At 58.0% G+C, this 22104-nt stretch carries 21 protein-coding genes; 13 read left to right on the forward strand and 8 right to left on the reverse strand.

Annotation, left to right across the window (positions count from 1 at the left end; all coding sequences use genetic code 11):
• Positions 1-441: 441 nt before the first annotated feature.
• Together BVU99_RS21910 and mdtD are read left to right on the forward strand one after the other, a co-directional pair.
• Positions 442-1131 carry a FadR/GntR family transcriptional regulator gene (locus BVU99_RS21910; protein WP_033652336.1) on the forward strand — a complete coding sequence of 230 codons (690 nt, stop codon included), beginning with the start codon at positions 442-444 and terminating at the stop codon, positions 1129-1131.
• Between the two features lie 67 nt (positions 1132-1198).
• Positions 1199-2614, forward strand: coding sequence for a multidrug transporter subunit MdtD (gene mdtD / locus BVU99_RS21915; protein WP_099816895.1), 1416 nt, complete (start codon positions 1199-1201; stop codon positions 2612-2614).
• Here the strand turns inward: mdtD and rbsR are convergent.
• The 7 genes from rbsR to kup all read right to left on the reverse strand — a co-directional run bounded on the left by rbsR (position 2611) and on the right by kup (position 10463).
• Complete coding sequence (gene rbsR, locus BVU99_RS21920; RefSeq protein WP_025304727.1) at positions 2611-3612, reverse strand: ribose operon transcriptional repressor RbsR; 1002 nt, start codon at positions 3610-3612, stop codon at positions 2611-2613. The genes mdtD and rbsR overlap by 4 nt on opposite strands.
• Positions 3613-3616: 4 nt before the next feature.
• The gene (rbsK, locus tag BVU99_RS21925) at positions 3617-4543 is read right to left on the reverse strand and encodes a ribokinase (RefSeq protein ID WP_099816896.1); all 927 of its coding nucleotides are present in this window, start codon (positions 4541-4543) and stop codon (positions 3617-3619) included.
• A gap of 61 nt (positions 4544-4604) precedes the next feature.
• Positions 4605-5492 carry a ribose ABC transporter substrate-binding protein RbsB gene (gene rbsB / locus BVU99_RS21930; protein ID WP_025304729.1) on the reverse strand — a complete coding sequence of 296 codons (888 nt, stop codon included), beginning with the start codon at positions 5490-5492 and terminating at the stop codon, positions 4605-4607.
• 24 nt (positions 5493-5516) lie between these two features.
• Positions 5517-6485 carry a ribose ABC transporter permease gene (rbsC, locus tag BVU99_RS21935; protein WP_025304730.1) on the reverse strand — a complete coding sequence of 323 codons (969 nt, stop codon included), beginning with the start codon at positions 6483-6485 and terminating at the stop codon, positions 5517-5519.
• A 6-nt stretch (positions 6486-6491) separates the two neighbouring features.
• Entirely contained in the window at positions 6492-7997 is a 1506-nt protein-coding gene (rbsA, locus tag BVU99_RS21940) for a ribose ABC transporter ATP-binding protein RbsA (RefSeq protein WP_099816897.1), read from the reverse strand.
• Between the two features lie 7 nt (positions 7998-8004).
• Positions 8005-8424 (reverse strand): D-ribose pyranase, encoded by a 420-nt coding sequence (rbsD, locus tag BVU99_RS21945; protein WP_049295016.1) that lies wholly within the window; start codon positions 8422-8424, stop codon positions 8005-8007.
• A 170-nt stretch (positions 8425-8594) separates the two neighbouring features.
• Positions 8595-10463 (reverse strand): low affinity potassium transporter Kup, encoded by a 1869-nt coding sequence (gene kup / locus BVU99_RS21950; protein WP_015379467.1) that lies wholly within the window; start codon positions 10461-10463, stop codon positions 8595-8597.
• A gap of 283 nt (positions 10464-10746) precedes the next feature.
• On the opposite strand from kup, the gene ravA reads away from it, so the two are divergent.
• Positions 10747-12255, forward strand: a complete 1509-nt coding sequence (gene ravA / locus BVU99_RS21955; RefSeq protein WP_025304733.1) for an ATPase RavA — start codon at positions 10747-10749, stop codon at positions 12253-12255.
• Between the two features lie 2 nt (positions 12256-12257).
• On the forward strand, positions 12258-13721 hold the full coding sequence (gene viaA / locus BVU99_RS21960) for an ATPase RavA stimulator ViaA (RefSeq protein WP_099816898.1): 1464 nt from the start codon (positions 12258-12260) through the stop codon (positions 13719-13721).
• A gap of 4 nt (positions 13722-13725) precedes the next feature.
• On the opposite strand, the gene asnA is transcribed toward viaA, so the two are convergent.
• The gene (gene asnA, locus BVU99_RS21965) at positions 13726-14718 is read right to left on the reverse strand and encodes an aspartate--ammonia ligase (protein ID WP_099816899.1); all 993 of its coding nucleotides are present in this window, start codon (positions 14716-14718) and stop codon (positions 13726-13728) included.
• A 155-nt stretch (positions 14719-14873) separates the two neighbouring features.
• On the opposite strand from asnA, the gene asnC reads away from it, so the two are divergent.
• The 9 genes from asnC (at position 14874) to atpH (ending at position 22092) form a co-directional block, all read left to right on the forward strand.
• Positions 14874-15335 carry a transcriptional regulator AsnC gene (asnC, locus tag BVU99_RS21970; RefSeq protein ID WP_004933786.1) on the forward strand — a complete coding sequence of 154 codons (462 nt, stop codon included), beginning with the start codon at positions 14874-14876 and terminating at the stop codon, positions 15333-15335.
• A 100-nt stretch (positions 15336-15435) separates the two neighbouring features.
• A complete protein-coding gene (mioC, locus tag BVU99_RS21975) occupies positions 15436-15876 on the forward strand; it encodes an FMN-binding protein MioC (protein ID WP_049204643.1) in 441 nt (146 codons plus the stop codon).
• A 380-nt stretch (positions 15877-16256) separates the two neighbouring features.
• Positions 16257-18146 (forward strand): tRNA uridine-5-carboxymethylaminomethyl(34) synthesis enzyme MnmG, encoded by a 1890-nt coding sequence (gene mnmG, locus BVU99_RS21985; protein ID WP_089181460.1) that lies wholly within the window; start codon positions 16257-16259, stop codon positions 18144-18146.
• A gap of 138 nt (positions 18147-18284) precedes the next feature.
• Positions 18285-18905, forward strand: a complete 621-nt coding sequence (rsmG, locus tag BVU99_RS21990) for a 16S rRNA (guanine(527)-N(7))-methyltransferase RsmG (RefSeq protein ID WP_025304738.1) — start codon at positions 18285-18287, stop codon at positions 18903-18905.
• Positions 18906-19544: 639 nt separating this feature from the next.
• Positions 19545-19928, forward strand: coding sequence for a F0F1 ATP synthase subunit I (gene atpI, locus BVU99_RS21995; protein WP_025304739.1), 384 nt, complete (start codon positions 19545-19547; stop codon positions 19926-19928).
• Positions 19929-19950: 22 nt separating this feature from the next.
• On the forward strand, positions 19951-20727 hold the full coding sequence (gene atpB, locus BVU99_RS22000) for a F0F1 ATP synthase subunit A (RefSeq protein WP_025304740.1): 777 nt from the start codon (positions 19951-19953) through the stop codon (positions 20725-20727).
• A gap of 49 nt (positions 20728-20776) precedes the next feature.
• The gene (gene atpE / locus BVU99_RS22005; RefSeq protein ID WP_004093904.1) at positions 20777-21016 is read left to right on the forward strand and encodes a F0F1 ATP synthase subunit C; all 240 of its coding nucleotides are present in this window, start codon (positions 20777-20779) and stop codon (positions 21014-21016) included.
• A gap of 57 nt (positions 21017-21073) precedes the next feature.
• Positions 21074-21544, forward strand: a complete 471-nt coding sequence (gene atpF / locus BVU99_RS22010) for a F0F1 ATP synthase subunit B (protein ID WP_004933804.1) — start codon at positions 21074-21076, stop codon at positions 21542-21544.
• Positions 21545-21558: 14 nt separating this feature from the next.
• Positions 21559-22092, forward strand: coding sequence for a F0F1 ATP synthase subunit delta (gene atpH, locus BVU99_RS22015; protein ID WP_025304741.1), 534 nt, complete (start codon positions 21559-21561; stop codon positions 22090-22092).
• Positions 22093-22104: the final 12 nt, after the last annotated feature.

Below are 22104 nucleotides of genomic sequence, written 5' to 3' on the forward strand. Positions count from 1 at the left end.
TTACTGCATGAATTTTACTTCAGTTAGTCACTCTTCAAGACTTGATATTTTTTTGCATCCGAAGATGCTGGATATCGTCTTGTGGAGTGCCCACACAGATTGTCTGATAAATTGTTAAAGAGCAGTGAGTTAGGCGCTTTCGCTTGCTAACTCGAGGTGGCGTATATTACGCTTTTCACCCGGAGAGTCAAGCGTTTATTTCGCTTTTCTCTCGCTGACCCGGCGGCTTGTCAGTCGTTGTTCCCGGTCAGTGGAGGCGCATTATAGGGAGTTCTCGGCGGGCCGCAACCCCTAAATGCAAAAAACTTTTCAAGCGCGGATTTTTTCGGCAAAAGGGCGAAAAAGCGACGAATTTATGTCACTTTTTCAGGCAAACAGCCATAAAAGCTGGCGATCGCTGGAGTAAAATAGAAATAACGATGTCAGTAAGGACCCGCAGCCATGCCGTTAAATGCACAACAACAGGCCGCCCAACGCAATCTTTCTTATCTGCTTGCAGAGAAACTCGGCCAACAAATTCTGGCGGGCGATTATCAGGCCGGCAGCATCCTGCCCGGTGAAATGGAACTGGGCGAGCAATTCGGCGTCAGCCGCACCGCAGTACGCGAAGCGGTAAAGATGTTAGCCGCCAAAGGCATGTTGCTACCACGCCCGCGCATCGGCACCCGCGTGATGCCGCAGAGCCAATGGAATTTCCTCGATCAGGATTTACTGACCTGGTGGATGACGCGGGAAAACTTCGATCAGGTGATGCAACACTTCCTTATCTTGCGCACCTCGCTGGAGCCACAGGCCTGCGCGTTGGCGGCAGACCACGCCAGCCCGCAGCAAACCAAGCTGCTGGCGGAACTGATGGCGGAAATGCGCGCGCTGCATACCCAGTTTGACCGCGAGCGCTGGATCCAGGTCGATACCCAATTCCACCAGCTCATCTATGAGGCCAGCGGCAACCCGTTCCTGACCTCGTTCGCCAACCTGTTCAGTTCGGTGTACCAAAGCTACTTCCGCGCCATCACCGGCAATGAAGTCATTAAGCTGCGCCATCATCAGGCTATCGTCGATGCGATACTCGCCGGGGACAGCGCCGGCGCGCTCGTCGCCTGCCAGGTGCTGCTGAAAGAGAAAGACTAGACACGCTCCCCGCTTATATATAGAAGAAAGAGACGAGGGACAGACGACCATTTAACCAGGACCGACCATGACCCAATCCGCGCGCAGTATGGCAGGGCTACCGTGGATCGCCGCAATGGCGTTCTTTATGCAGGCGCTGGACGCCACCATCCTCAACACGGCGCTACCGGCGATCGCCCAAAGCCTGGGGCGATCGCCGCTGGCGATGCAATCGGCCGTCATCAGCTACACGCTGACGGTGGCAATGCTGATCCCGGTCAGCGGCTGGCTGGCGGACCGCTTCGGCACCCGGCGCGTGTTCATCTTCGCCGTCACGCTATTCACCCTCGGCTCGCTGCTGTGCGCCCTCTCCCCCACGTTGAGCGCGCTGGTCGCCTCTCGCGTGCTGCAGGGCATCGGCGGCGCGATGATGATGCCGGTCGCGCGGTTGGCGCTGCTGCGCGCCTACCCGCGCAGCGAACTGCTGCCGGTGCTGAACTTCGTCACCATGCCCGGCCTGGTCGGGCCGATTCTGGGGCCGCTGCTGGGCGGGTGGCTGGTCACCTACGCCACCTGGCACTGGATTTTCCTGATCAATATCCCTATCGGCCTGCTCGGCATCTTCTATGCGCGCAAATACATGCCGGACTTCACTACGCCCAAACGCCGCTTCGATTTTCTTGGCTTCATGCTGTTCGGCCTGAGCCTGGTGCTGATCTCCACCGGGCTGGAGCTGTTTGGCGAGCGGGTACTGGCAAGCTACGTTTCGCTGGGTATTCTGCTCAGCGGCTTTGTGATGCTGTTCGGCTACATCGCGCACGCCCGCCGTCACCCTCAGCCGCTGATCGGTCTCGACCTGTTCAAAACCCGTACCTTCTCGGTCGGTATCGCTGGCAACGTCGCCTCCAGGCTGGGCACCGGCTGCGTGCCATTTTTAATGCCGCTCATGCTGCAGGTGGGATTCGGCTATACGGCGATCGTCGCCGGTTGCATGATGGCGCCAACCGCCATCGGCTCGCTGATGGCGAAATCCACCGTCACTCAGGTGCTGCGCTGGTTCGGCTACCGTAAAACGCTGGTCGGCATTACCGTTATCATCGGAGTGCTGATCGCCCAGTTCGCCCTGCAAAGCCCGGGCATGCCGCTGTGGCTAATGATCCTGCCGCTGTTCGTGCTGGGCATGGCGATGTCCACCCAGTTTACCGCCATGAACACCATCAGCCTGGCGGATTTGAACGACGCCAACGCCAGCGCCGGCAACAGCGTCCTGGCGGTCACCCAGCAGCTGTCCATCAGCTTCGGCGTGGCGATCAGCGCAGCGGTGCTGCGTTTTTACGAATCCCTGTCGTTAGGCACCATGATCGACCACTTCCATTACACCTTTATCACCATGGGGATCGTCACCGTGGCGTCGGCGCTGGTGTTTATGTTGCTGAGAAGGAAAGATGGCCGCAATTTGATCAGCGGCCAGGAAAGCAAGAAAGAAGCGAAGGTGGCGAGCTAACGGCGGCCCACCGAGGCGCGTTCCACCAGCTCGGGCGTCAGCACCAGCACCTGGGGCGCGCGCTCCGGGTTTTGCAGGCGGTTGATCAGCGCATCGATCGCCAGTTCGCCCAGCGAATCCTTCGGCTGATGAATGGTGCTCAGCGGCGGCGCCAGATAACGGGCCAACTCAATGTCATCGTAGCCCATCACCGCCATATCCTGCGGCACGGAAAGCCCGGCCTGATACAGCGCCTGATAAACGCCTACCGCCACCGCGTCGTTGCCAGCGAACACCGCATGCGGCGGCTCGTCCAGCGCCAGCAGTTGGCGCATGGCGTTTACCCCGCCCTCAAACTCAAAATCGCAATGCACTTCATACCCTGGCGAAACCGGCAATCCGGCGCGACGCATTGCGTTGCGATAGCCTTCCAGTCGGTGACGAGCGGTGGTTTTATCCTCCGGGCCAGCAATGCAGGCAATCTTGCGGTAGCCGCGGGCGATCAAATGATCGGTCGCCATCTCGCCGCCCAGCAGCGAGTTATCCTGAATAATGTCGTTGGCGCCCTCGAACGGCGCCCAGTCCATCATCACGATCGGCAATGACGGGTAGCGGCTCAGGGCATCTTGCGATGGCCGGTGGTTTTCGGTGCACATCAACAGCAAACCGTCGACGCGCTTTTGCAGCAGCGTCTCCATGCTGCGGTTCATGCGCGCGGCGTCTTCTTCGGTGTTGCACAGGATCAGGCTGTAGCCGCGTTCATAGCAGCTGCGCTCTACGCCGCGCACTACTTCGGCATAAAACGGGTTGTTGCTGGCGGTCACCAGCATGCCGATAGTGCGCGTCTGATTGAGCTTCAGGCTGCGCGCCAGCGCAGAAGGCGCATAGTTCAGCTGTTCCACGGCCGCCATGACCTTGTCGCGCACGCTGTCGCTGACAAAGCGATTGTTGTTGACCACATGCGAAACGGTAGAGGTTGAAACGCCCGCCAGGCGGGCGACATCTTTCATGGTGGCCAAAGGATCACCCCTGCTGCTGCAAGAAGGCGTCGATCTCTTCACGCCACGGCACCGAAGGCTGCGCGCCGGGGCGGGTCACGGCGATCGCCGCCGCCGCATGGGCGAAACGCACCGCGTCGGCCATGACCTTGCCTTCCAGCAGGGCGGTCACCAGCGCGCCGTTAAAGGTATCGCCGGCGGCGATGGTATCCACCGCTTGCACCTTGAAACCGGGCACCAATTTGCCGTTGCCGTTTTCGCTCAGCCACACGCCGCGGCTACCGAGGGTGATGATCACCGTCGCGATGCCCTTGTCGTGCAGCGCCTGCGCCGCACGCGCCGCATCGACGTCGTTGTCCACGGCGATGCCGGTCAGGCGCTGGGCTTCGGTTTCATTCGGGGTGATCATATCGATCATGCCCAGCAGCTCGTCAGGTAGCTCGCGCGCCGGAGCCGGGTTGAGGATCACCTGCGTGTGATGTTGCTTCGCCAGGCGGGCGGCGGCAATCACCGTCTCCAGCGGCGACTCCAGCTGCATCAGCAGGGCATCGGCGTCGATCACTTTTTGTTGGTAGCGCGCCAGGTAATCCGGCGTCACCGCGGCGTTGGCGCCGGCATCAATGCCGATCACGTTCTCGCCTTCGGCGTTGACGAAGATCAGCGCCACGCCGGTGGTGCTGTCGGCGATGGCTTCAATCGGCTGGGTATCAATGCGATCGCTCGCCAGCTGCCGGCGGACACGTTCGCCGATATCGTCGGCGCCCACGCAGGCGATAAAGGCGATCTTCGCCCCGCTGCGCCCGGCCGCCACCGCCTGATTCGCGCCCTTGCCGCCAAACGCCACCTTATACTGTTTCCCGATCACCGTTTCGCCCGGGTGAGGGAACTGTTCAATATTGAGGATATGGTCGGCATTGATGCTGCCAAGAACCACCAGCTTACCTGTTTCCATCGCATTGATTCCTGAATTGCGCGCCATCGTAAACGCCCCGTTCCGATGGCGCTGGTATGACTTACTGAGTGACCAGTTTCAAATCGACCGGGATGGTCGCCGGCACTTTTTCGCCTTTCAGCACTTTATCGGCGGTTTCCACGCCGATCACGCCGATCTGATCGGGACGCTGCGCCACCGTCGCCGCCAGCTTGCCGCCTTCGACCGCTTTCACGCCGTCAGCGGTGCCGTCGAAGCCTACCACGATCACGTCGGTTTTACCGGCGGTTTGCAGCGCGCGCAGCGCACCCAGTGCCATTTCATCGTTCTGGGCGAACACCGCCTGCACATCCGGGTGCGCGGTCAGCAGGTTCTGCATCACGTTCAGGCCCTTGGTGCGATCGAAATCGGCCGGCTGACTGGCCAACAGTTTGAATTTATTCTGATCCAGCGACTGCTTGAAGCCTTCACCGCGTTCACGCGCGGCAGAGGTGCCGGCGATGCCTTCCAGCTGAATCACCTTGGCATCGGCGCCCGCTTTCTTGGCGATGAAATCACCGGCCATTTTGCCGCCCACGCGGTTATCCGAAGCGATGTGGCTCACCACGTCACCCTTGCTCGCCACGCGGTCCAGCGTGATGACCGGGATCTTAGCCTGGTTGGCCATCTTGATGGCGTTACCCACCGCATCGGAGTCGGTCGGGTTGATCAACAGCAGCTTGGGCGCCCGCACCATCAGATCCTGCACGTTGGCCAGCTCTTTCGCCGGGTTGTTCTGGGAATCCAGCACCACCAGGTTGTAGCCCAGCTTGTTGGCCTCTTGCTGCGCCCCATCCTTCATCGAGACGAAGAACGGGTTGTTGAGGGTGGACACCACCAGCGCGATGGTGTCTTTGGCCATGGCATTGGCGCTCAGGGTGGCGCTCAGCGCGATGGCGGAAGCTAAGGTTGCCAGTTTTTTCATTTTCATCATCGTGATTCCTGTAGGGGGAGGTTACTTGTTGCTTTTGTTATCTACCAGAACCGCCAGCAGTATCACCACTGCCTTCACGATCATTTGGTAGTAGGAAGAAACACCCAATAAATTCAGGCCGTTGTTCAGGAAGCCGAGGATCAGCGCCCCGATCAGCGTGCCGACGATGCGCCCCTTGCCGCCGGCCAGGCTGGTGCCGCCCAGCACCACGGCGGCGATGGCGTCCAGCTCATAGCCGGTGCCGGCGGTCGGCTGCGCCGACGACAGGCGCGCCACTTCGATCACCCCGGCCAGCGCCGCCAGCAGGCCGCACAGCGAGTAGACGATAATCTTCACTTTATCGACGCTGATGCCGGACAGGCGGGTCGCTGCTTCGTTGCCGCCCAGGGCATAAATATAGCGGCCCAGGCGCGTATGGTGCAGCATATACCAGGCGGCGATGAACACGATCGCCATGATCCAGATCGGTGTAGGCACGCCCAGCGGGCGGCCGATACCGAACCAGCCGAAGGTGTCGGCCACGTCGGTGAAACCGGTATTGACCGGGCTACCGTTGGTGTACACCATGGTGACGCCGCGCAGCAGCAGCATCATCACCAGCGTGGCGATAAAGGCCTGCACTTTGCCTTTGGCGACGATCACCCCGGTGCAGGCGCCAATCGCGGCGCCCAGCGCCAATGCCGCCGCCACCGCCACCAGCGCGTTGACCTCAAAGCCGACGATCGACGCCGCCACCGCGCCGGTCAGGGCCAACAGCGATCCTACCGACAGATCGATGCCGGACGTGAGGATCACCAGCGTCATCCCCACCGCCATGATGGCGTTCACCGAAGTCTGCTGCAGAATATTGAACAGGTTGTTCAGGGTGAAGAAGTTCGGGCTCATGGAAGAGACCACGGCGATCAGCACCAGCAGCGCAATCAACGACTTCTGCTCTAACAGCCACTCTTTACTGAACCAGCGCTTGGCTGCGATAGTCTGGGAACTCATATCTGATTACTCCTGCTTTACGCCGTATTGCTTGCCGACGGCTGCCGCCATCAACGCTTCCTGGGTGGCCTGTTCAATCGGGAACTCGCCGCTGAGATGCCCTTCGTGCATCACCAGAATGCGATCGCTCATGCCCATCACCTCCGGCATTTCCGAAGACACCAGAATGATGCTCAGCCCTTCCTGCTTGAACTGGTTGATTAACTGATAGATCTCTTTTTTGGCCCCGACGTCGACACCGCGCGTCGGCTCATCGAGGATCAGCACTTTCGGCCGGGTCATCAAACCACGGGCGATCGCCACTTTTTGCTGGTTGCCGCCGGAAAGCAGGCCGATCTGCTGCTCCATCGACGGCGTTTTGATATTGAACAGGCGGATGAAATCCCCCACCGCCTGCCGCTCGTCGGCCTGTTTCAGGCTGCCGTCGGCGCGGCTGAAGTAGCGCAGCGCGGTCAGCGACATGTTTTCCTTCACCGACATGCCCAGCACCAGGCCGTCGCGCTTGCGGTCTTCCGAGATATAGACGATGCCGTTCGCCAACCCGTCCTGCGGCGAGTGGGTGACCACGTCGCGGCCGTCCAGGCTGACGGTGCCGGCCTTACGCGGCGCGGCGCCGTACAGGATCTTCATCAATTCAGTGCGCCCGGCGCCCATCAGCCCGGCCACGCCGAGGATCTCGCCGCGGTACAGCGTAAAGCTGACGTCTTCAACGCCGGGTCCGGAAAGGTGGCTGACGTCCAGCCGCTTTTCCCCGCGCGGCAAATCAAGGCGCGGGTATTGTTCTTCCAGCTTGCGGCCGACCATCATCTCTATCAGCGAATCTTCCTGCAGCTCGCTCACCGGCCGCTCAGCGATGAACTGCCCGTCGCGGAACACGGTCACGTCGTCGCAGATTTCAAAAATCTCTTTCAGGCGGTGCGAGATATAAACGATGCCGCGCCCTTCGGCCTTCAGCTCGTTGATCACCTTGAACAGCGAGGCGGTTTCGGTGTCGGTCAGCGCATCGGTCGGTTCGTCCATGATGATCACTTTCGATTCGAAGCTCAGTACCTTGGCGATCTCCACCATCTGCTGATCGCCGATCGACAGCTCCCCCACCAGCCGGTGGCTGCTGTAGCGCAGGTTGAGGCGCGCCAACAAGCGATCGGCCTCGGCGTACATGCGCTTCCAGTCAATGCGGCCGAAACGGTTGACGAACTCGCGGCCGAGGAAGATGTTTTCCGCAATCGTCAGCTGCGGGATCAGGTTCAGCTCCTGATGAATAATGCCGATGCCCGCTTCCTGCGAATCTTTAGGCCCGTTGAATACCACCTCTTTACCGAGAAAATACTGACTGCCGGCGTCTTTCTGGTAGATGCCGGTCAGCACTTTCATCATGGTGGACTTCCCGGCGCCGTTTTCCCCCACCAGCGCCATCACCTTGCCGGGATAGACGCTGAGGGCGGCGCCGGAAAGCGCCTTCACGCCGGGAAAGGCTTTATCAATCCCTTTCAGTTGCAGTAAAGGTTGCATACGCGCCTCAGAAAGTTACGCCGCCGCACAGGATCACGTTCGCGTAAGGCGAACACTCTCCGCTGCGGATCACCGCCCGGCTGTGCTCGGTTTGCGCTTTAAACGCCTGATGGCTGATATAGCGCACGCTGATGGTATTGCCCTGGCGTTGGCCCAGTGCGGTCAGTTCAGCCAACAATGCCTCGTGGAGCGACGGATTTTGTTTCACGATCTCTTCCGCCAGGATGGCGTTTTCTACCTGCATCTCTTGCGTGACCGCCGCGAACACCTGCATGAAGGTCGGCACGCCCTGCGTCAGCGCTAGATCGATGCGCTGCGTCGCCGCCGGTATCGGCAGGCCCGCATCGCACAAGGTGAGCTGATCGGTGTGCCCCAGCCGGGCAATCACGGCAGACACGTCGGAATTCAGTAATACGCCTTTTTTCATCTTCTCACTCCGCTAGCGAAACGTTTCGCTCTCTGGAGGAGTTTAAAAAAACGGCAGGGGAAGGCAACCGGGACAATGCAGAAGTGTGATCGCTATCGAAACGTTTCGTTCGCGCGCGGAAAAAGCGCAAACAAAAGGGGCTCAGCCATGCTGAACCCCTGTCAGGCGGGTTAGATCTCGACCTGCGTGCCGAGCTCGATGACCCGGTTCGGCGGGATCTCAAACTGATCCGGCGCGCGCAGCGCGTTGCGGCTCAGAGCGACGAACAGCTTGCCGCGCAGGTAGAGGTACCATGGCCGCTTGGTGAGGATCAGCGATTCATGGGACATGAAGAACGACGTCTCCGACATGCGGCACGGCAACCCTTCCAGCCCGCAGCGGTGGAACACTTCCTCCACGTTCGGCGTTTCGCGCCAGCCGTAGCTGGCCACCACCCGCCAGAAGGTCGGCGACAGCTGCTCGATGGTCACCCGGCGCACGTTGTGCACGTAAGGCGCATCCTCGGTGCGCAGCGTCAGCAGCACCACGCGCTCATGCAGCACCTTATTGTGTTTCAGGTTATGCAACAGCGCAAAAGGAATGACATTGGTGGCGCGCGACAAGAAGACCGCGGTGCCCGGCACCCGTACCGGCGGCGATTTCTCCAGCGAGGCGATCATCGCCTCCAGCGAGTTGCCGTGCTCATGCAGACGGCGCAACAGGCGGAAGCGCTCGCTCTTCCAGGTAGTCATAATGATGAACATCACCAGCGCCAAGGTCAGCGGCAACCAACCGCCAGAGAACAGCTTCAGGGCGTTGGCGGAGAACATCGGCACGTCGATGATCAGCAATATGGTCACGATGCCGATCGCCAGGAAGCGGTTCCAGTGCCAGTTGTTGATCGCCACCGAGGTGACCAGAATGCTGGTCAGCACCATGGTGCCGGTGACGGCGATGCCATAAGCCGCCGCCAGGTTGCTGGAGTGCTCGAACCCGATGATCACCAGCACCACCGAGATGTACAGCGTCCAGTTGATCACCGGAATGTAGATCTGGCCAGATTCCATTTCCGAGGTGTGAATGATGCGCATCGGCGAAAGATAGCCCAGGCGCACCGCCTGGCGGGTCAGCGAGAAGACGCCGGAAATCACCGCCTGCGAAGCGATAACCGTCGCCAGAGTCGCCAAAATCAGCAGCGGGATCAGCGCCCAGTCGGGCGCCAGCAGGAAGAACGGGTTTTTGATCGCCTCAGGGTTTTTCAGCAGCAGCGCCCCCTGCCCGAAGTAATTGAGCACCAGCGAAGGCAGCACCACGGTGAACCAGGCCAGGCGGATCGGGAACTTGCCGAAGTGCCCCATGTCGGCATATAGCGCCTCAACGCCGGTGATAGACAGCACCACCGCCCCCAGCGCGAAGAACGACACCTTCTTATATTCCATAAAGAAGTTGAGCGCCCATTTGGGATTCAGCGCCTGCAGCACTTCCGGGTTCGAAATGATGCTGCGCGCGCCCAGCACCGCCAACACGATGAACCACAGCAGCATTACCGGGGCGAACAGCTTGCCGACGCTGCCGGTGCCGTGTTTTTGGATAACGAACAGCAGGGTCAGCACCAGAATCGAGAGCGGGACGATATAGGCGTCGAGCGCAGGCGCGGCGATTTCCAACCCCTCTATCGCCGACATCACCGAGATCGCCGGGGTGATCACCACCTCGCCATAGAAGAAGCTGCCGCCGATCAGGCCCAGTATCACCAGCACTGCGGTGGTGCGCGCCGAGGTATTTCGCCCGGCCAGCGACATCAGCGTCAAAATGCCGCCTTCGCCGGCGTTGTCCGCCCGCATCACGTAGGTAAGATATTTGAGGGAAACGATCACGATCAGCATCCAGAAAATCAGCGACAGGAAGCCGAAAACCACGTCTGGACGAACATCGAAGCCGTAATGGCCGGAGAAACACTCTCTCAACGTATAGAGAGGACTGGTGCCGATATCACCGTAGACCACGCCGATGGCAGCCAGGGTTACCGCCGATAGGGACTGCTTATGCTCTGCGCTCATAATTCGTTTCTTTATCAGAACATCCGTTAGCGATGCATCCGCATCAGGCAAAATACGGGCTCAAAGATCCGTCACGCCCACCAGAAAGCCGCACAGTATGCACCATTTATACGGCTTGCCTACCCTTATATCAGAGCCGAAAAATAAACAAAATGTGAACCGGATATCCGACTCAACTGAGAAAAATTTTACTAATCAATAAGCTATACCATTAAAAATAATGGTGGTTTATCATCGAATTATCGACCAAGATTGGCTAACTCTCGGACAATACGACGATTATATGACGCCATCATCCCTTCTGGCAGAACGAATTTCCCGCCTCAGCAGCGCGCTGGAGAGCGGCCTCTATGAGCGGCAAGAGGCAATCCGCCTGTGCCTGCTGGCGGCGCTGAGCGGCGAAAGCGTATTCTTGCTCGGCCCGCCCGGCATCGCCAAGAGCCTGATCGCGCGCCGGCTGAAGTTTGCCTTCCGCAACGCCCGCTCCTTTGAATACCTGATGACGCGCTTTTCCACGCCGGAAGAGGTCTTCGGCCCGCTCTCGATTCAGGCGCTGAAAGACGAAGGGCGCTATCAGCGCCTGACCGCCGGCTATCTGCCGGAAGCGGAGATCGTGTTTCTGGACGAGATCTGGAAGGCCGGCCCGGCGATCCTCAACACCCTGCTGACGGCGATCAACGAACGGCGCTTTCGCAACGGCAACAGCGAAGAACCGATCCCGCTGCGCCTGCTGGTCACCGCCTCCAACGAACTGCCCGAAGCGGACAACAGCCTCGAAGCCTTATATGACCGCATGCTTATCCGCCTGTGGCTGGACAAGGTGCAGGATAAACAGAATTTCCGCTCGCTGCTGGTCAACCGCCAGAGCGAAAGCCAAAACCCGGTGCCGGCGGCGCTGAGCATCAGCGACGAAGAGTTTCTGCAGTGGCAGCCGCAGATCGACAAGGTGGCGCTGCCGGAAGCCTGCTTTGAGCTGATTTTCCAGCTGCGTCAGCGGCTGGACGCGCTGGAGCAGGCGCCATACGTCTCCGATCGGCGCTGGAAAAAAGCCCTGCGTCTGCTGCAGGCCTGCGCCTTCTTCAGCGGGCGCGATGCCATCGCCCCGCTCGACCTGATGCTATTGAAAGACTGCCTGTGGCACGATCTCACCTCGCTGAAGCTGCTGCAACAGCAGATCGATCAGCTGCTGACCGAGTCGGCCTATCAGCAGCAGTCGATGCTGATCCAGTTGCAACAGATCCATACCCGCTGGCTGCAGGACCAGCAGCAGCAAAGCGATCGGCAGGCCATCAGCCTGGTGAAAAAGGGCGGCATGTTCAGCCGCAAACCGCAATATGCGCCGGCCACGCCGTTCGCCGGCGGCACCCTCACCCTGCTGCTGCAAAAACCGCTGCAGCTGCATGACATTCAGGTCAACCATCTGAGCATTGAGAGCAGCGTGCTGGATAACTGGCTGCAAAAAGGCGGCGACGTGCGCGCCAAGCTGAACGGCATTGGCTTCGCGCAGCCGATCGATTTGGACGTCGATGACCAACTGCACCTGACGGTGCTGGACGTCAGCCGCCAGCCTTCGCTGCTGGCGCTGCCGGGCAAACAGGCCACCGCCACGCCGCAGGCGCTGCTGGATGAAATGGACGCGTTGGCCCAGCGCCTGGCGGAGCAGCGCCGCGCCTTCAGCCAACATCAGCCCTGTCTGTTCACGCCTGCCGCTGGCCTGGCCAAGATCGAAGCCAGTCTGCTGCAAGTGGCGGAACAGGTTAAACAGCAACAGCAGCAAATGCGCGGCCAGTAACCATGCTCAGTCTGGAGACGCTCGATCTGCTTCTGGCGATCACCGAAGGCGAGATGATCGAGGAGATGATCGTCGGCATGCTGGCGGCGCCGCAGCTGTCGGTGTTCTTTAAAAAGTTTCCGGCCCTTCGCCGGGCGCTGGATCGCGATCTGCCACGCTGGAAACTGCAGCTCAAGGAGCGTCTGCAGGAGGCTATGGTGCCGCCGGCGCTGGCGCAGGAGTTTTACCGCTACCAGCAGTGCCAGCTGGAGAACAACACCCAGTTCTATCACAACCTCAATGACACGATGGAGCTGCTGCGCCAGCTGGTTTCCCCGTTTTATGAACAGGCGCGCGCTCTGGTGGACGCCGCCGATCTGCCCAATCACCCGCTGGACGACAGCTTCCAAACCCTGTTCTTGCAGCGCTGGCGCATCAGCCTGACGCTGCAGGCCACTATGCTGCACCACCAGTTGCTGGAACAAGAGCGCGAGCAGCTGATGGCGGAACTGCAGGAGCGCCTGGCGCTGAGCGGCGCGCTGGAGCCGCTGCTGTCGGAAAACGACACCGCCGCCGGCAGGCTGTGGGACATGAGCAAAGGCCAGCTGCAGCGCGGCGATTACCAGCGGCTGGTGGAGTATGGCAACTTTTTGCAGCAGCAGCCGGAGCTGAAAAAGCTGGCGCAGCAGCTGGGCCGCAGCTATCAGGCCAAGGCGGTGCAGCAACAGGACGCGCAGCCGGAGCCGTTCAGGGTCATGGTGCAGGTGCCGGCCACGCTGCCGGAAGAAGTGAGCGGCATTCATCAGAGCGACGACATCCTGCGTCTGCTGCCGCCGGAGCTGGCGACGCTGGGGATTGAAGAGCTGGAATTCGAGTTTTATCGCCGTCTGTTGGAAAAGCGACTGCTGAGCTACCGTCTGCAGGGCGACGTCTGGCAGGAACAGATCCTGATCCGTCAGGTCACCCACCAGCAGCAGGATCAGCAGCCGCGCGGGCCGTTTATCGTCTGCGTGGACACCTCAGGATCGATGGGCGGCTTCAACGAACAGTGCGCCAAGGCGTTCTGTCTGGCGCTGCTGCGCATTGCGCTGGCGGACAACCGCCGCTGCTACATCATGCTGTTCGCCAACCAGATCGTGCATTACGAGCTCACCACCGCCAGCGGCATCGAGCAGGCCGTGCGTTTTCTCGGTCAGCAGTTTCGCGGCGGCACCGATCTGGCGGCCTGCTTGAACGCCACCATCACCAAAATGGCGGAGAGCGGCTGGTTCGACGCCGATGCGGTGATCATTTCCGATTTTATCGCCCAGCGGTTGCCGGAGGAGGTAATAAAGAAGGTGAAACAACAGCAGCAAAGCCACCAGCAGCGTTTCCATGCGGTGGCGATGTCCGCCTACGGCAAACCCGGCATCATGCGCATCTTCGATCATATCTGGCGCTTCGATACCGGGCTGAAAAGCCGTTTGATGCGCCGCTGGCGGCGCTAGGCGGTTAGAGCAGGCCTTCGACCGCCCCGCGCACTTCCGGCGACCACACGCCGCACTGCACCTGGCCGATATGCGACAGCTGCAACAGCAGCATCACCAAACGCGACTGACCGATGCCGCCGCCGATGGTCTGCGGCATATCGCCGCGCAACAGCGACTGGTGCCATTCCAGCTTCATGCGTTCTTCATCGCCGGTCAGCGCCAGCTGATGTTTCAGCGCCGTGGCGTCGACGCGGATGCCCATGGAAGACAGCTCGAAAGCGTCCTGCAGCACCGGGTTCCACACCACGATATCGCCGTTCAGGCCCGCCAGTCCATCCGTCGCCGGCGTGGTCCAGTCATCATAATCCGGCGCCCGCACATCGTGCGATTTGCCGTGCGACAGCTTGCCACCGATGCCGATCAGGAACACCGCGCCCAATTCTTTGGCGATCGCCCGCTCACGCCCTTTGGCGTCCAGATCCGGATAGCGCTGCAGCAGGGTTTCGCTGTGTACGAAGTGGATCTGTTCCGGCAGGAACGGGGTCAGGCCATGCTCACGGCTGACTTCCGCTTCCGTCGCCTTGATCGCGGCGTAAATGCTGCGCACGGTGCTTTTCAGGTAGTCCAGGCTGCGCTCACCGTCGCCCATCACCCGCTCCCAGTCCCACTGATCGACGTACACCGAGTGGATTGGCGTCAGGCGGTCCTCATCCGGGCGCAGCGCCTTCATATGGGTATACAGGCCCTCGCCGGCGCCGAAATCGTAGCTGCCCAGGGTTTTGCGTTTCCATTTCGCCAGCGAATGCACCACTTCGAAGGTGGCGTCAGGCAGAGTTTTGACCTTAACCTGCACCGCTTTCTCGCTGCCGGAGAGGTTATCCTGCGTGCCGTCGCCCAAACGGCTGAGGATCGGCGCTTGCACTTCGATCAGGCCGAGCTGTTGCTCCAGCTGGCGGGAGAAGAAGGATTTGACCTGGCTGATTTGTTGTTGTTTTTGGATAAACTGTTTTTTCATTGCCGTATCTCTTGTAAACCTGTCTCTGTTGACATCGATTAAGCAACAAAATGACACGTCAATTCAATATCCATTAATCAATATTGCCTTTTCACTTTTAATCGTTCATTTTTACCCGGACAGAATTCAACAATCGTTAATTAATGGGGGATTAAATGGCGGAAATTTATCAGATCGATAATCTCGATCGCGGCATCCTCAACGCCCTGATGGACAATGCGCGCACACCGTACGCTGAACTGGCGAAAAACTTCGCCGTCAGCCCCGGCACCATTCATGTGCGGGTGGAGAAGATGAAACAGGCCGGGATCATCACCGGCGCGCGTATTGACGTCAGCCCTAAACAGCTGGGCTACGACGTGTGCTGCTTTATCGGCATCATATTAAAGAGCGCCAAGGACTACCCTTCGGCCCTGAAGAAGCTGGAAAGCCTGGAAGAAGTGGTAGAAGCCTATTACACCACCGGCCACTACAGCGTCTTTATTAAGGTAATGTGCCGATCGATCGACGCGTTGCAACAGGTACTTATCAACAAGATCCAGACCATCGACGAGATCCAGTCTACCGAAACGCTGATCTCGCTGCAGAACCCCATTATGCGCACCATCGTGCCGTAACCCGCCAAATTGCATACCCACATTATCCACAGGTAGATCCCAGCCGATTCACAGCGTACAATGCAGCCACTTTGAGTGAGAAGGTTGGGATCGTTGGTTCATGGCAGACATTACTCTGATCAGTGGCAGTACGCTTGGCAGCGCCGAATACGTGGCTGAACATTTGGCTGAAAAGCTGGAAGACGCGGGTTTCTCTACCGAGATGCTGCACGGCCCTGAACTGGATGAACTGCCGTTGACCGGCCGCTGGCTGGTGGTCTCTTCCACGCACGGCGCCGGCGAACTGCCGGATAACCTTCAGCCGCTGTTGGAACAGCTCGCTGAACAGCAGCCGGATCTTTCCGAGGTGCAGTTCGGCGCCGTCGGTTTGGGCAGTTCGGAATACGACACCTTCTGCGGCGCGATCAAACAGATCGACGATCTGTTGATCGCCAGAGGCGCTAAAAGGATCGGCGATCGTCTCGAGATCGACGTGACCGAGCATGAAATTCCCGAGGATCCGGCCGAGGAATGGGTAAAAACCTGGATTAATTTACTCTAATTCGTCTAAAGATCGCGCGAACGATTGTGGATAACTAAGCTTAAAAGCAGGGTAAAAGCCGTAGTTATCCCAATAACAACCGTAGTGCGCTTTTTGTCCTGTGCATAACAAGCCTTTTAGATCCCAGCTTATCTGCGTCGGGATCACCGATCATTCACAGCAAACGATCCTCCTTAATCTGCTGATCTTCATCGTGAATAGTCACTTATCCACAGAGGATCGCGATCCTAATAAGAGATCTAATAAAGAGATCTTTAAATAAAAAAGATCTTCTTTTAATTACCGACGATCCTGACCACTTGGTCGATCGTCTAAACTTGAGTAGAATCCCCGACCCCAGGGCAAATACGATCGTTCGCAATACGGCGAGGTGCAGTTCCATGTTTTATCCAGATCAATTTGACGTCATCATCATCGGTGGTGGCCATGCAGGTACCGAGGCCGCCATGGCCGCGGCACGCATGGGACGTCAGACTTTATTATTGACACACAATATCGATACGCTGGGACAGATGTCCTGTAACCCGGCGATTGGCGGTATTGGTAAAGGGCATCTGGTTAAGGAAATTGATGCACTCGGTGGCCTGATGGCAACGGCGATCGACCACGCCGGCATCCAGTTTAGGATACTAAACGCCAGCAAAGGCCCAGCCGTTCGTGCCACACGCGCTCAGGCGGATCGCGTACTGTATCGCCAGGCGATCCGTACCGCGTTGGAGAACCAGCCCAACCTGATGATCTTCCAACAACCTGTTGAGGATCTGATCGTCGAAAACGATCGCGTAGTCGGCGCCGTCACCCAAATGGGCCTGAAATTCCGCGCCAAGGCGGTGGTATTGACCGTAGGCACCTTCCTGGACGGCAAGATCCATATCGGTCTGGAAAACTACAGCGGCGGCCGCGCCGGGGATCCACCTTCGATCTCGCTGTCGCAACGTTTGCGAGAACTGCCGCTGCGCGTTAACCGCTTGAAAACCGGTACGCCACCGCGCATCGACGCCCGCACTATCGATTTCAGCGTACTGGCGCCACAACACGGCGATACGCCGGTGCCGGTATTCTCGTTCCTGGGCGATGCCAGCCAACACCCGGAACAAATGGCGTGCTACATCACCCACACCAATGAAAAAACCCATGACGTGATCCGCAATAACCTCGATCGCAGCCCGATGTATGCCGGGATCATCGAAGGGATCGGCCCACGTTACTGCCCGTCGATCGAAGACAAGGTCATGCGCTTTGCCGATCGCAATGCGCACCAGATCTTCCTCGAGCCGGAAGGCCTGACCAGCAACGAGATTTACCCTAACGGGATTTCCACCAGCCTGCCGTTCGACGTGCAGATGCAGATCGTCCGTTCGATGGAAGGAATGCAAAACGCGCGTATTATTCGCCCTGGTTATGCTATCGAGTACGATTTCTTCGATCCACGCGATCTGAAGCCGACGCTGGAAAGCAAATTCATTCAGGGGCTGTTCTTCGCCGGTCAGATCAACGGCACCACCGGGTATGAAGAAGCCGCTGCGCAGGGCCTGCTGGCCGGTTTAAACGCCGGGCGCTTCGCCGACGAACAAGAAGGCTGGGCGCCACGTCGCGATCAGGCTTACCTGGGCGTGCTGGTGGACGATCTCAGCACCCTCGGCACCAAAGAGCCGTACCGCATGTTTACCTCACGCGCCGAGTATCGTCTGATGCTGCGCGAAGACAACGCCGATCTCCGCCTGACGGAAAAAGGCCGTGAACTCGGCCTGGTGGACGACGTGCGTTGGGCACGTTACAGCGAGAAGTTGGAGCGAATCGAACGCGAACGCCAGCGCCTGCGCGACATCTGGATGCACCCGCACGCCGAGAACGTCGAACAGGTCAATGCGCTGCTGAAAGCGCCGCTGTCGCGTGAAGCGAACGGCGAAGAGCTGCTGCGCCGTCCGGAGATGGATTACGCGCAGTTGACCGGCACCGACGCCTTCGCGCCGCCGCTGGGCGACGTACAAGCGGCTGAACAGGTCGAGATCCAGGTCAAATACGAGGGCTACATCGCTCGTCAGCAGGAAGAGATCGAAAAACAGCAGCGCAACGAGAATACCTTGCTGCCGTTGGATCTCGACTACCGTCAGGTTTCGGGACTGTCGAACGAGGTGATCGCCAAGTTGAACGATCACAAACCGAACTCCATCGGCCAGGCTTCGCGCATCTCCGGCATTACGCCGGCGGCGATCTCGATTTTGCTGATCTGGCTGAAAAAGCAGGGACTGCTGCGCCGCAGCGCATAAATCTTGCATCCAGGCGGCCGTTTGTTCATCCCGTAGCCAAACGGCCGCTGACATCACTTGCGCCCTGAATTATCATAGTCGCCTCATTGCGCCAGCTAACCATCCGCTGGTCGTTCAGCGCCTGCCAGAGGATCCGTTGTGCAAAAAAAATTAGACTCGCTGCTTGCGGCGGCAGGCATTGAGCTGCCCGATCAGCAAAAACAGCAGCTGCTGGGTTATGTCGGCATGCTGGATAAGTGGAACAAGGCTTATAACCTCACGTCGGTGCGCGATCCGCAGCAAATGCTGGTGCGCCACATCCTCGACAGCATCGTGGTCAACCCGCATTTGCAGGGCTCACGTTTCATCGATGTCGGCACCGGCCCCGGCTTGCCGGGCATTCCGCTGGCGATCGTGCGCCCAGACGCGCATTTCACGCTGCTCGACAGCCTGGGCAAGCGCGTGCGCTTCCTGCGCCAGGTGCAGCATGAGCTGGGCCTGAACAATATCGAGCCGGTGCAGAGCCGCGTCGAAGCGTTTCCGGCTGAGCCACCGTTTGATGGCGTGATCAGCCGCGCGTTCGCTTCGCTGCAGGATATGCTGTCCTGGTGTCATCATCTGCCGGCGAAAGGGCAGGGGCGTTTTTACGCGTTGAAAGGCGTGCGCCCGGATGAAGAATTGGCGCACTTGCCGGAAGGCGTCAGCCTGGAATCCATTGTGCGGCTTCAGGTGCCTGAATTGGAAGGTGAACGCCATCTGGTGGTGCTTAAGGCAAACTGAGTTTGTTTTTGATCAAACAAGCGTGAATTAAAGGTAGTACTAAGCGTAAAGATAAGCAGGCTAATTAATTGGTCGCTTTTTTTAGTTAATTTACTTTCTATTAACACAAAAAACGCGGCTAATTAGCGACAATAGAGTAATTGCATTTGGAAATAGTCACGTTAGCAATCATGTGCGAAAGATTGGCCTTTGCTGCTAATGTTAATTGGCTGTTGGAATATTGCCTCGCTGCTTGTCAATAAAAGGTTTTCGCCGGGTATACGGATTGTTTTTGAACAGTTAACTGATAATGTTTTGATTTATATAATCTTTTGATCGCTCAAATTGCTAAAGACGGTTTGGTTGACCATCGGCTATAAATCAGGAAGGGGTATTACTGTGATCGGCTTCGCGTTTCTAAACGCAACGCTGGAATAATCAGACAATTAAATGCGTCCTATTATTCCGACCGTTTTCTTGTGAAAATAGGCTGGAATAGGGAAATTTAAATAATTGTTCACCTTTTCGCTACTTATCGATTGAATTCGTTGGTATGCCCCGTATAATTTGCTCGTTTTTTGCTGCTTGACTCAGGACAGCAAAAACAGTTGTATACGTCACTCAGCATACCCCCTCAGGGGTACGGAGAGAACAAACGTCATGTCTGTGTCCCTTTACAGCGGGAAAGTCGCACGCAAACTGCTGTTTTTGCAGTTAATGACTTTTGTTCTGATCAGCGTTGCTTTCTGGCTGAAAAGCCCGGAATGGAGCGCTTCGGCGCTGGCAGGCGGTCTCGCCGCCTGGTTGCCGAGTGCAATGTTTATGCTGTTTGCCTTGCGCCATCAGGCGCAAACGCCGGCGCCCGGTAGGGTTGCCTGGTCGTTCGCCATCGGCGAGGGGCTAAAGGTCGTGATCACCATCGTTTTGCTGATCGTGGCGCTGGGGGTGTTCAAGGCGGAGTTTATACCGCTTGGCCTGACCTATTTAGCGGTGTTAGTGGTGCAGATAGTGGCACCGGCCGTGATTAACAGTTACCGAAATTAACTAAATAAAGGGTAGAGGCATCATGTCTGCAGAGGGATACAACAGTCCACAGGAGTATATCGGTCACCACCTGACGCAGCTTCAGGTCGGGACTGGGTTTTGGTCGATTAACCTCGACTCGATGTTTTTCTCCGTCGTCCTCGGGGTTTTGTTCCTGGTGATTTTCCGCAAAGTGGCTAAAAACGCCACCAGCGGCGTGCCGGGTAAACTGCAAACCGCCGTGGAGCTGGTGGTTGGTTTCGTCGACAGCAGCGTGCGCGACATGTACCACGGCAAGAGCAAGGTGATTGCGCCGTTGGCGCTGACCGTGTTCGTCTGGGTGTTCCTGATGAACCTGATGGACCTGATTCCGGTAGACTTCCTGCCGTTCATCGGGGCGCATCTCGGTCTGCCTGCGCTGCGCGTGGTGCCTACCGCTGACGTGAACGTCACGCTGTCTATGGCGCTGGGCGTGTTTATCCTGATTCTGTTCTATAGCATCAAAATGAAAGGCGTTGGCGGGTTCGTTAAAGAGTTGACCATGCAGCCGTTCAACCACCCTGTATTCATTCCTATCAACCTGATTCTTGAAGGTGTCAGCCTGCTGTCCAAACCTGTTTCACTGGGTCTGCGACTGTTCGGCAACATGTATGCGGGTGAGTTGATCTTCATCCTGATTGCCGGCCTGTTGCCGTGGTGGTCACAGTGGGTCCTGAGCTTGCCTTGGGCTATCTTCCACATCCTGATCATTACGCTTCAAGCCTTTATTTTCATGGTTCTGACGATCGTCTATCTGTCGATGGCGTCTGAAGAGCACTGATTTTCTTAAAACACTTGCACTTTTAAACTGAAACAAACTGGAGACTGTCATGGAAAACCTGAGTATGGATCTGCTGTACATGGCTGCCGCTGTGATGATGGGTTTAGCGGCAATCGGTGCTGCGATCGGTATCGGCATCCTGGGTGGTAAATTCTTGGAAGGCGCTGCTCGTCAGCCTGACCTGATTCCTCTGCTGCGTACACAGTTCTTTATCGTTATGGGTCTGGTCGACGCCATCCCGATGATCGCTGTAGGTCTGGGTCTGTACGTGATGTTCGCCGTCGCGTAAGTAGAGTAACCCTCTACGACGTAACCAAACTATTAACTTTTAAAGAGGCATTGTGCTGTGAATCTTAACGCAACAATCCTCGGCCAGGCCATCGCGTTCGTTCTGTTTGTCTGGTTCTGCATGAAGTACGTATGGCCGCCGATCATGGCTGCCATCGAGAAACGTCAGAAAGAAATCGCTGACGGCCTCGCTTCTGCAGAGCGTGCCAAAAAAGATCTGGACTTAGCGCAAGCCAATGCGACCGACCAGCTGAAAACTGCTAAGGCAGAAGCTCAGGTGATCATCGAGCAAGCGAACAAACGCAAAGCTCAGATCATGGATGAAGCGAAAGCCGAAGCCGAGCAGGAACGTAACAAAATCGTGGCGCAGGCTCAGGCTGAGATCGAAGCCGAACGTAAGCGCGCTCGTGAAGAGTTGCGTAAGCAAGTCGCGATGCTGGCAATTGCCGGCGCCGAGAAGATCATCGAACGTTCCGTGGATGAAGCTGCTAACAGCGACATCGTTGATAAACTGGTCGCTGAACTGTAAGGAGGGAGGGGCTGATGTCTGAATTTGTAACTGTAGCTCGCCCCTACGCCAAAGCAGCTTTTGACTTTGCCGTTGAGCACCAAAGCGTAGAGCGCTGGCAGGAGATGCTGGCGTTTACGGCTGAAGTCACTCGCAATGAACAGATTTCTGAACTGCTGTCTGGCGCGGTTGCGCCAGAAACGCTGTCCAAGACGTTCATCGCGGTTTGTGGCGATCGGCTCGACGAACATGGCCAGAACTTTATCCGTGTAATGGCCGAAAATGGACGTTTACTGGTTCTTCCTGCCGTGCTGCAGCAGTTCATCGAACTGCGCGCCTCGCTGGAATCCACCGTCGAAGTCGAAGTGCTCTCTGCGAGCGCGCTGAGCGACGAACAGCAGGCGAAAATCGCCGCTGCGATGGAAAAACGTCTGTCACGCAAAGTTAAGCTGAATTGCAAAATTGACAAGTCTGTACTGGCCGGCATCGTTGTTCGCGCCGGCGATATGGTGATTGATGGCAGCGTTCGCGGTCGTCTTGAACGCCTGACAGACGTCTTGCAGTCTTAAGGGGACTGGAGC

The organism is Serratia sp. OLAL2, assembly GCF_002752475.1.
GTDB classification, from domain to species: Bacteria; Pseudomonadota; Gammaproteobacteria; order Enterobacterales; family Enterobacteriaceae; genus Serratia; species Serratia bockelmannii.

Coding starts and splice junctions, on each gene's coding strand:
- BVU99_RS21910 (WP_033652336.1), top strand. CDS start 442: ATGCCGTTAAATGCACAACAACAGGCCGCCCAACGCAATCTTTCTTAT.
- mdtD (WP_099816895.1), top strand. CDS start 1,199: ATGACCCAATCCGCGCGCAGTATGGCAGGGCTACCGTGGATCGCCGCA.
- rbsK (WP_099816896.1), bottom strand. CDS start 4,543: ATGGAAACAGGTAAGCTGGTGGTTCTTGGCAGCATCAATGCCGACCAT.
- rbsB (WP_025304729.1), bottom strand. CDS start 5,492: ATGAAAATGAAAAAACTGGCAACCTTAGCTTCCGCCATCGCGCTGAGC.
- rbsC (WP_025304730.1), bottom strand. CDS start 6,485: ATGAGTTCCCAGACTATCGCAGCCAAGCGCTGGTTCAGTAAAGAGTGG.
- rbsA (WP_099816897.1), bottom strand. CDS start 7,997: ATGCAACCTTTACTGCAACTGAAAGGGATTGATAAAGCCTTTCCCGGC.
- rbsD (WP_049295016.1), bottom strand. CDS start 8,424: ATGAAAAAAGGCGTATTACTGAATTCCGACGTGTCTGCCGTGATTGCC.
- kup (WP_015379467.1), bottom strand. CDS start 10,463: ATGAGCGCAGAGCATAAGCAGTCCCTATCGGCGGTAACCCTGGCTGCC.
- ravA (WP_025304733.1), top strand. CDS start 10,747: ATGACGCCATCATCCCTTCTGGCAGAACGAATTTCCCGCCTCAGCAGC.
- viaA (WP_099816898.1), top strand. CDS start 12,258: ATGCTCAGTCTGGAGACGCTCGATCTGCTTCTGGCGATCACCGAAGGC.
- asnA (WP_099816899.1), bottom strand. CDS start 14,718: ATGAAAAAACAGTTTATCCAAAAACAACAACAAATCAGCCAGGTCAAA.
- asnC (WP_004933786.1), top strand. CDS start 14,874: ATGGCGGAAATTTATCAGATCGATAATCTCGATCGCGGCATCCTCAAC.
- mioC (WP_049204643.1), top strand. CDS start 15,436: ATGGCAGACATTACTCTGATCAGTGGCAGTACGCTTGGCAGCGCCGAA.
- mnmG (WP_089181460.1), top strand. CDS start 16,257: ATGTTTTATCCAGATCAATTTGACGTCATCATCATCGGTGGTGGCCAT.
- atpI (WP_025304739.1), top strand. CDS start 19,545: ATGTCTGTGTCCCTTTACAGCGGGAAAGTCGCACGCAAACTGCTGTTT.
- atpB (WP_025304740.1), top strand. CDS start 19,951: ATGTCTGCAGAGGGATACAACAGTCCACAGGAGTATATCGGTCACCAC.
- atpE (WP_004093904.1), top strand. CDS start 20,777: ATGGAAAACCTGAGTATGGATCTGCTGTACATGGCTGCCGCTGTGATG.
- atpH (WP_025304741.1), top strand. CDS start 21,559: ATGTCTGAATTTGTAACTGTAGCTCGCCCCTACGCCAAAGCAGCTTTT.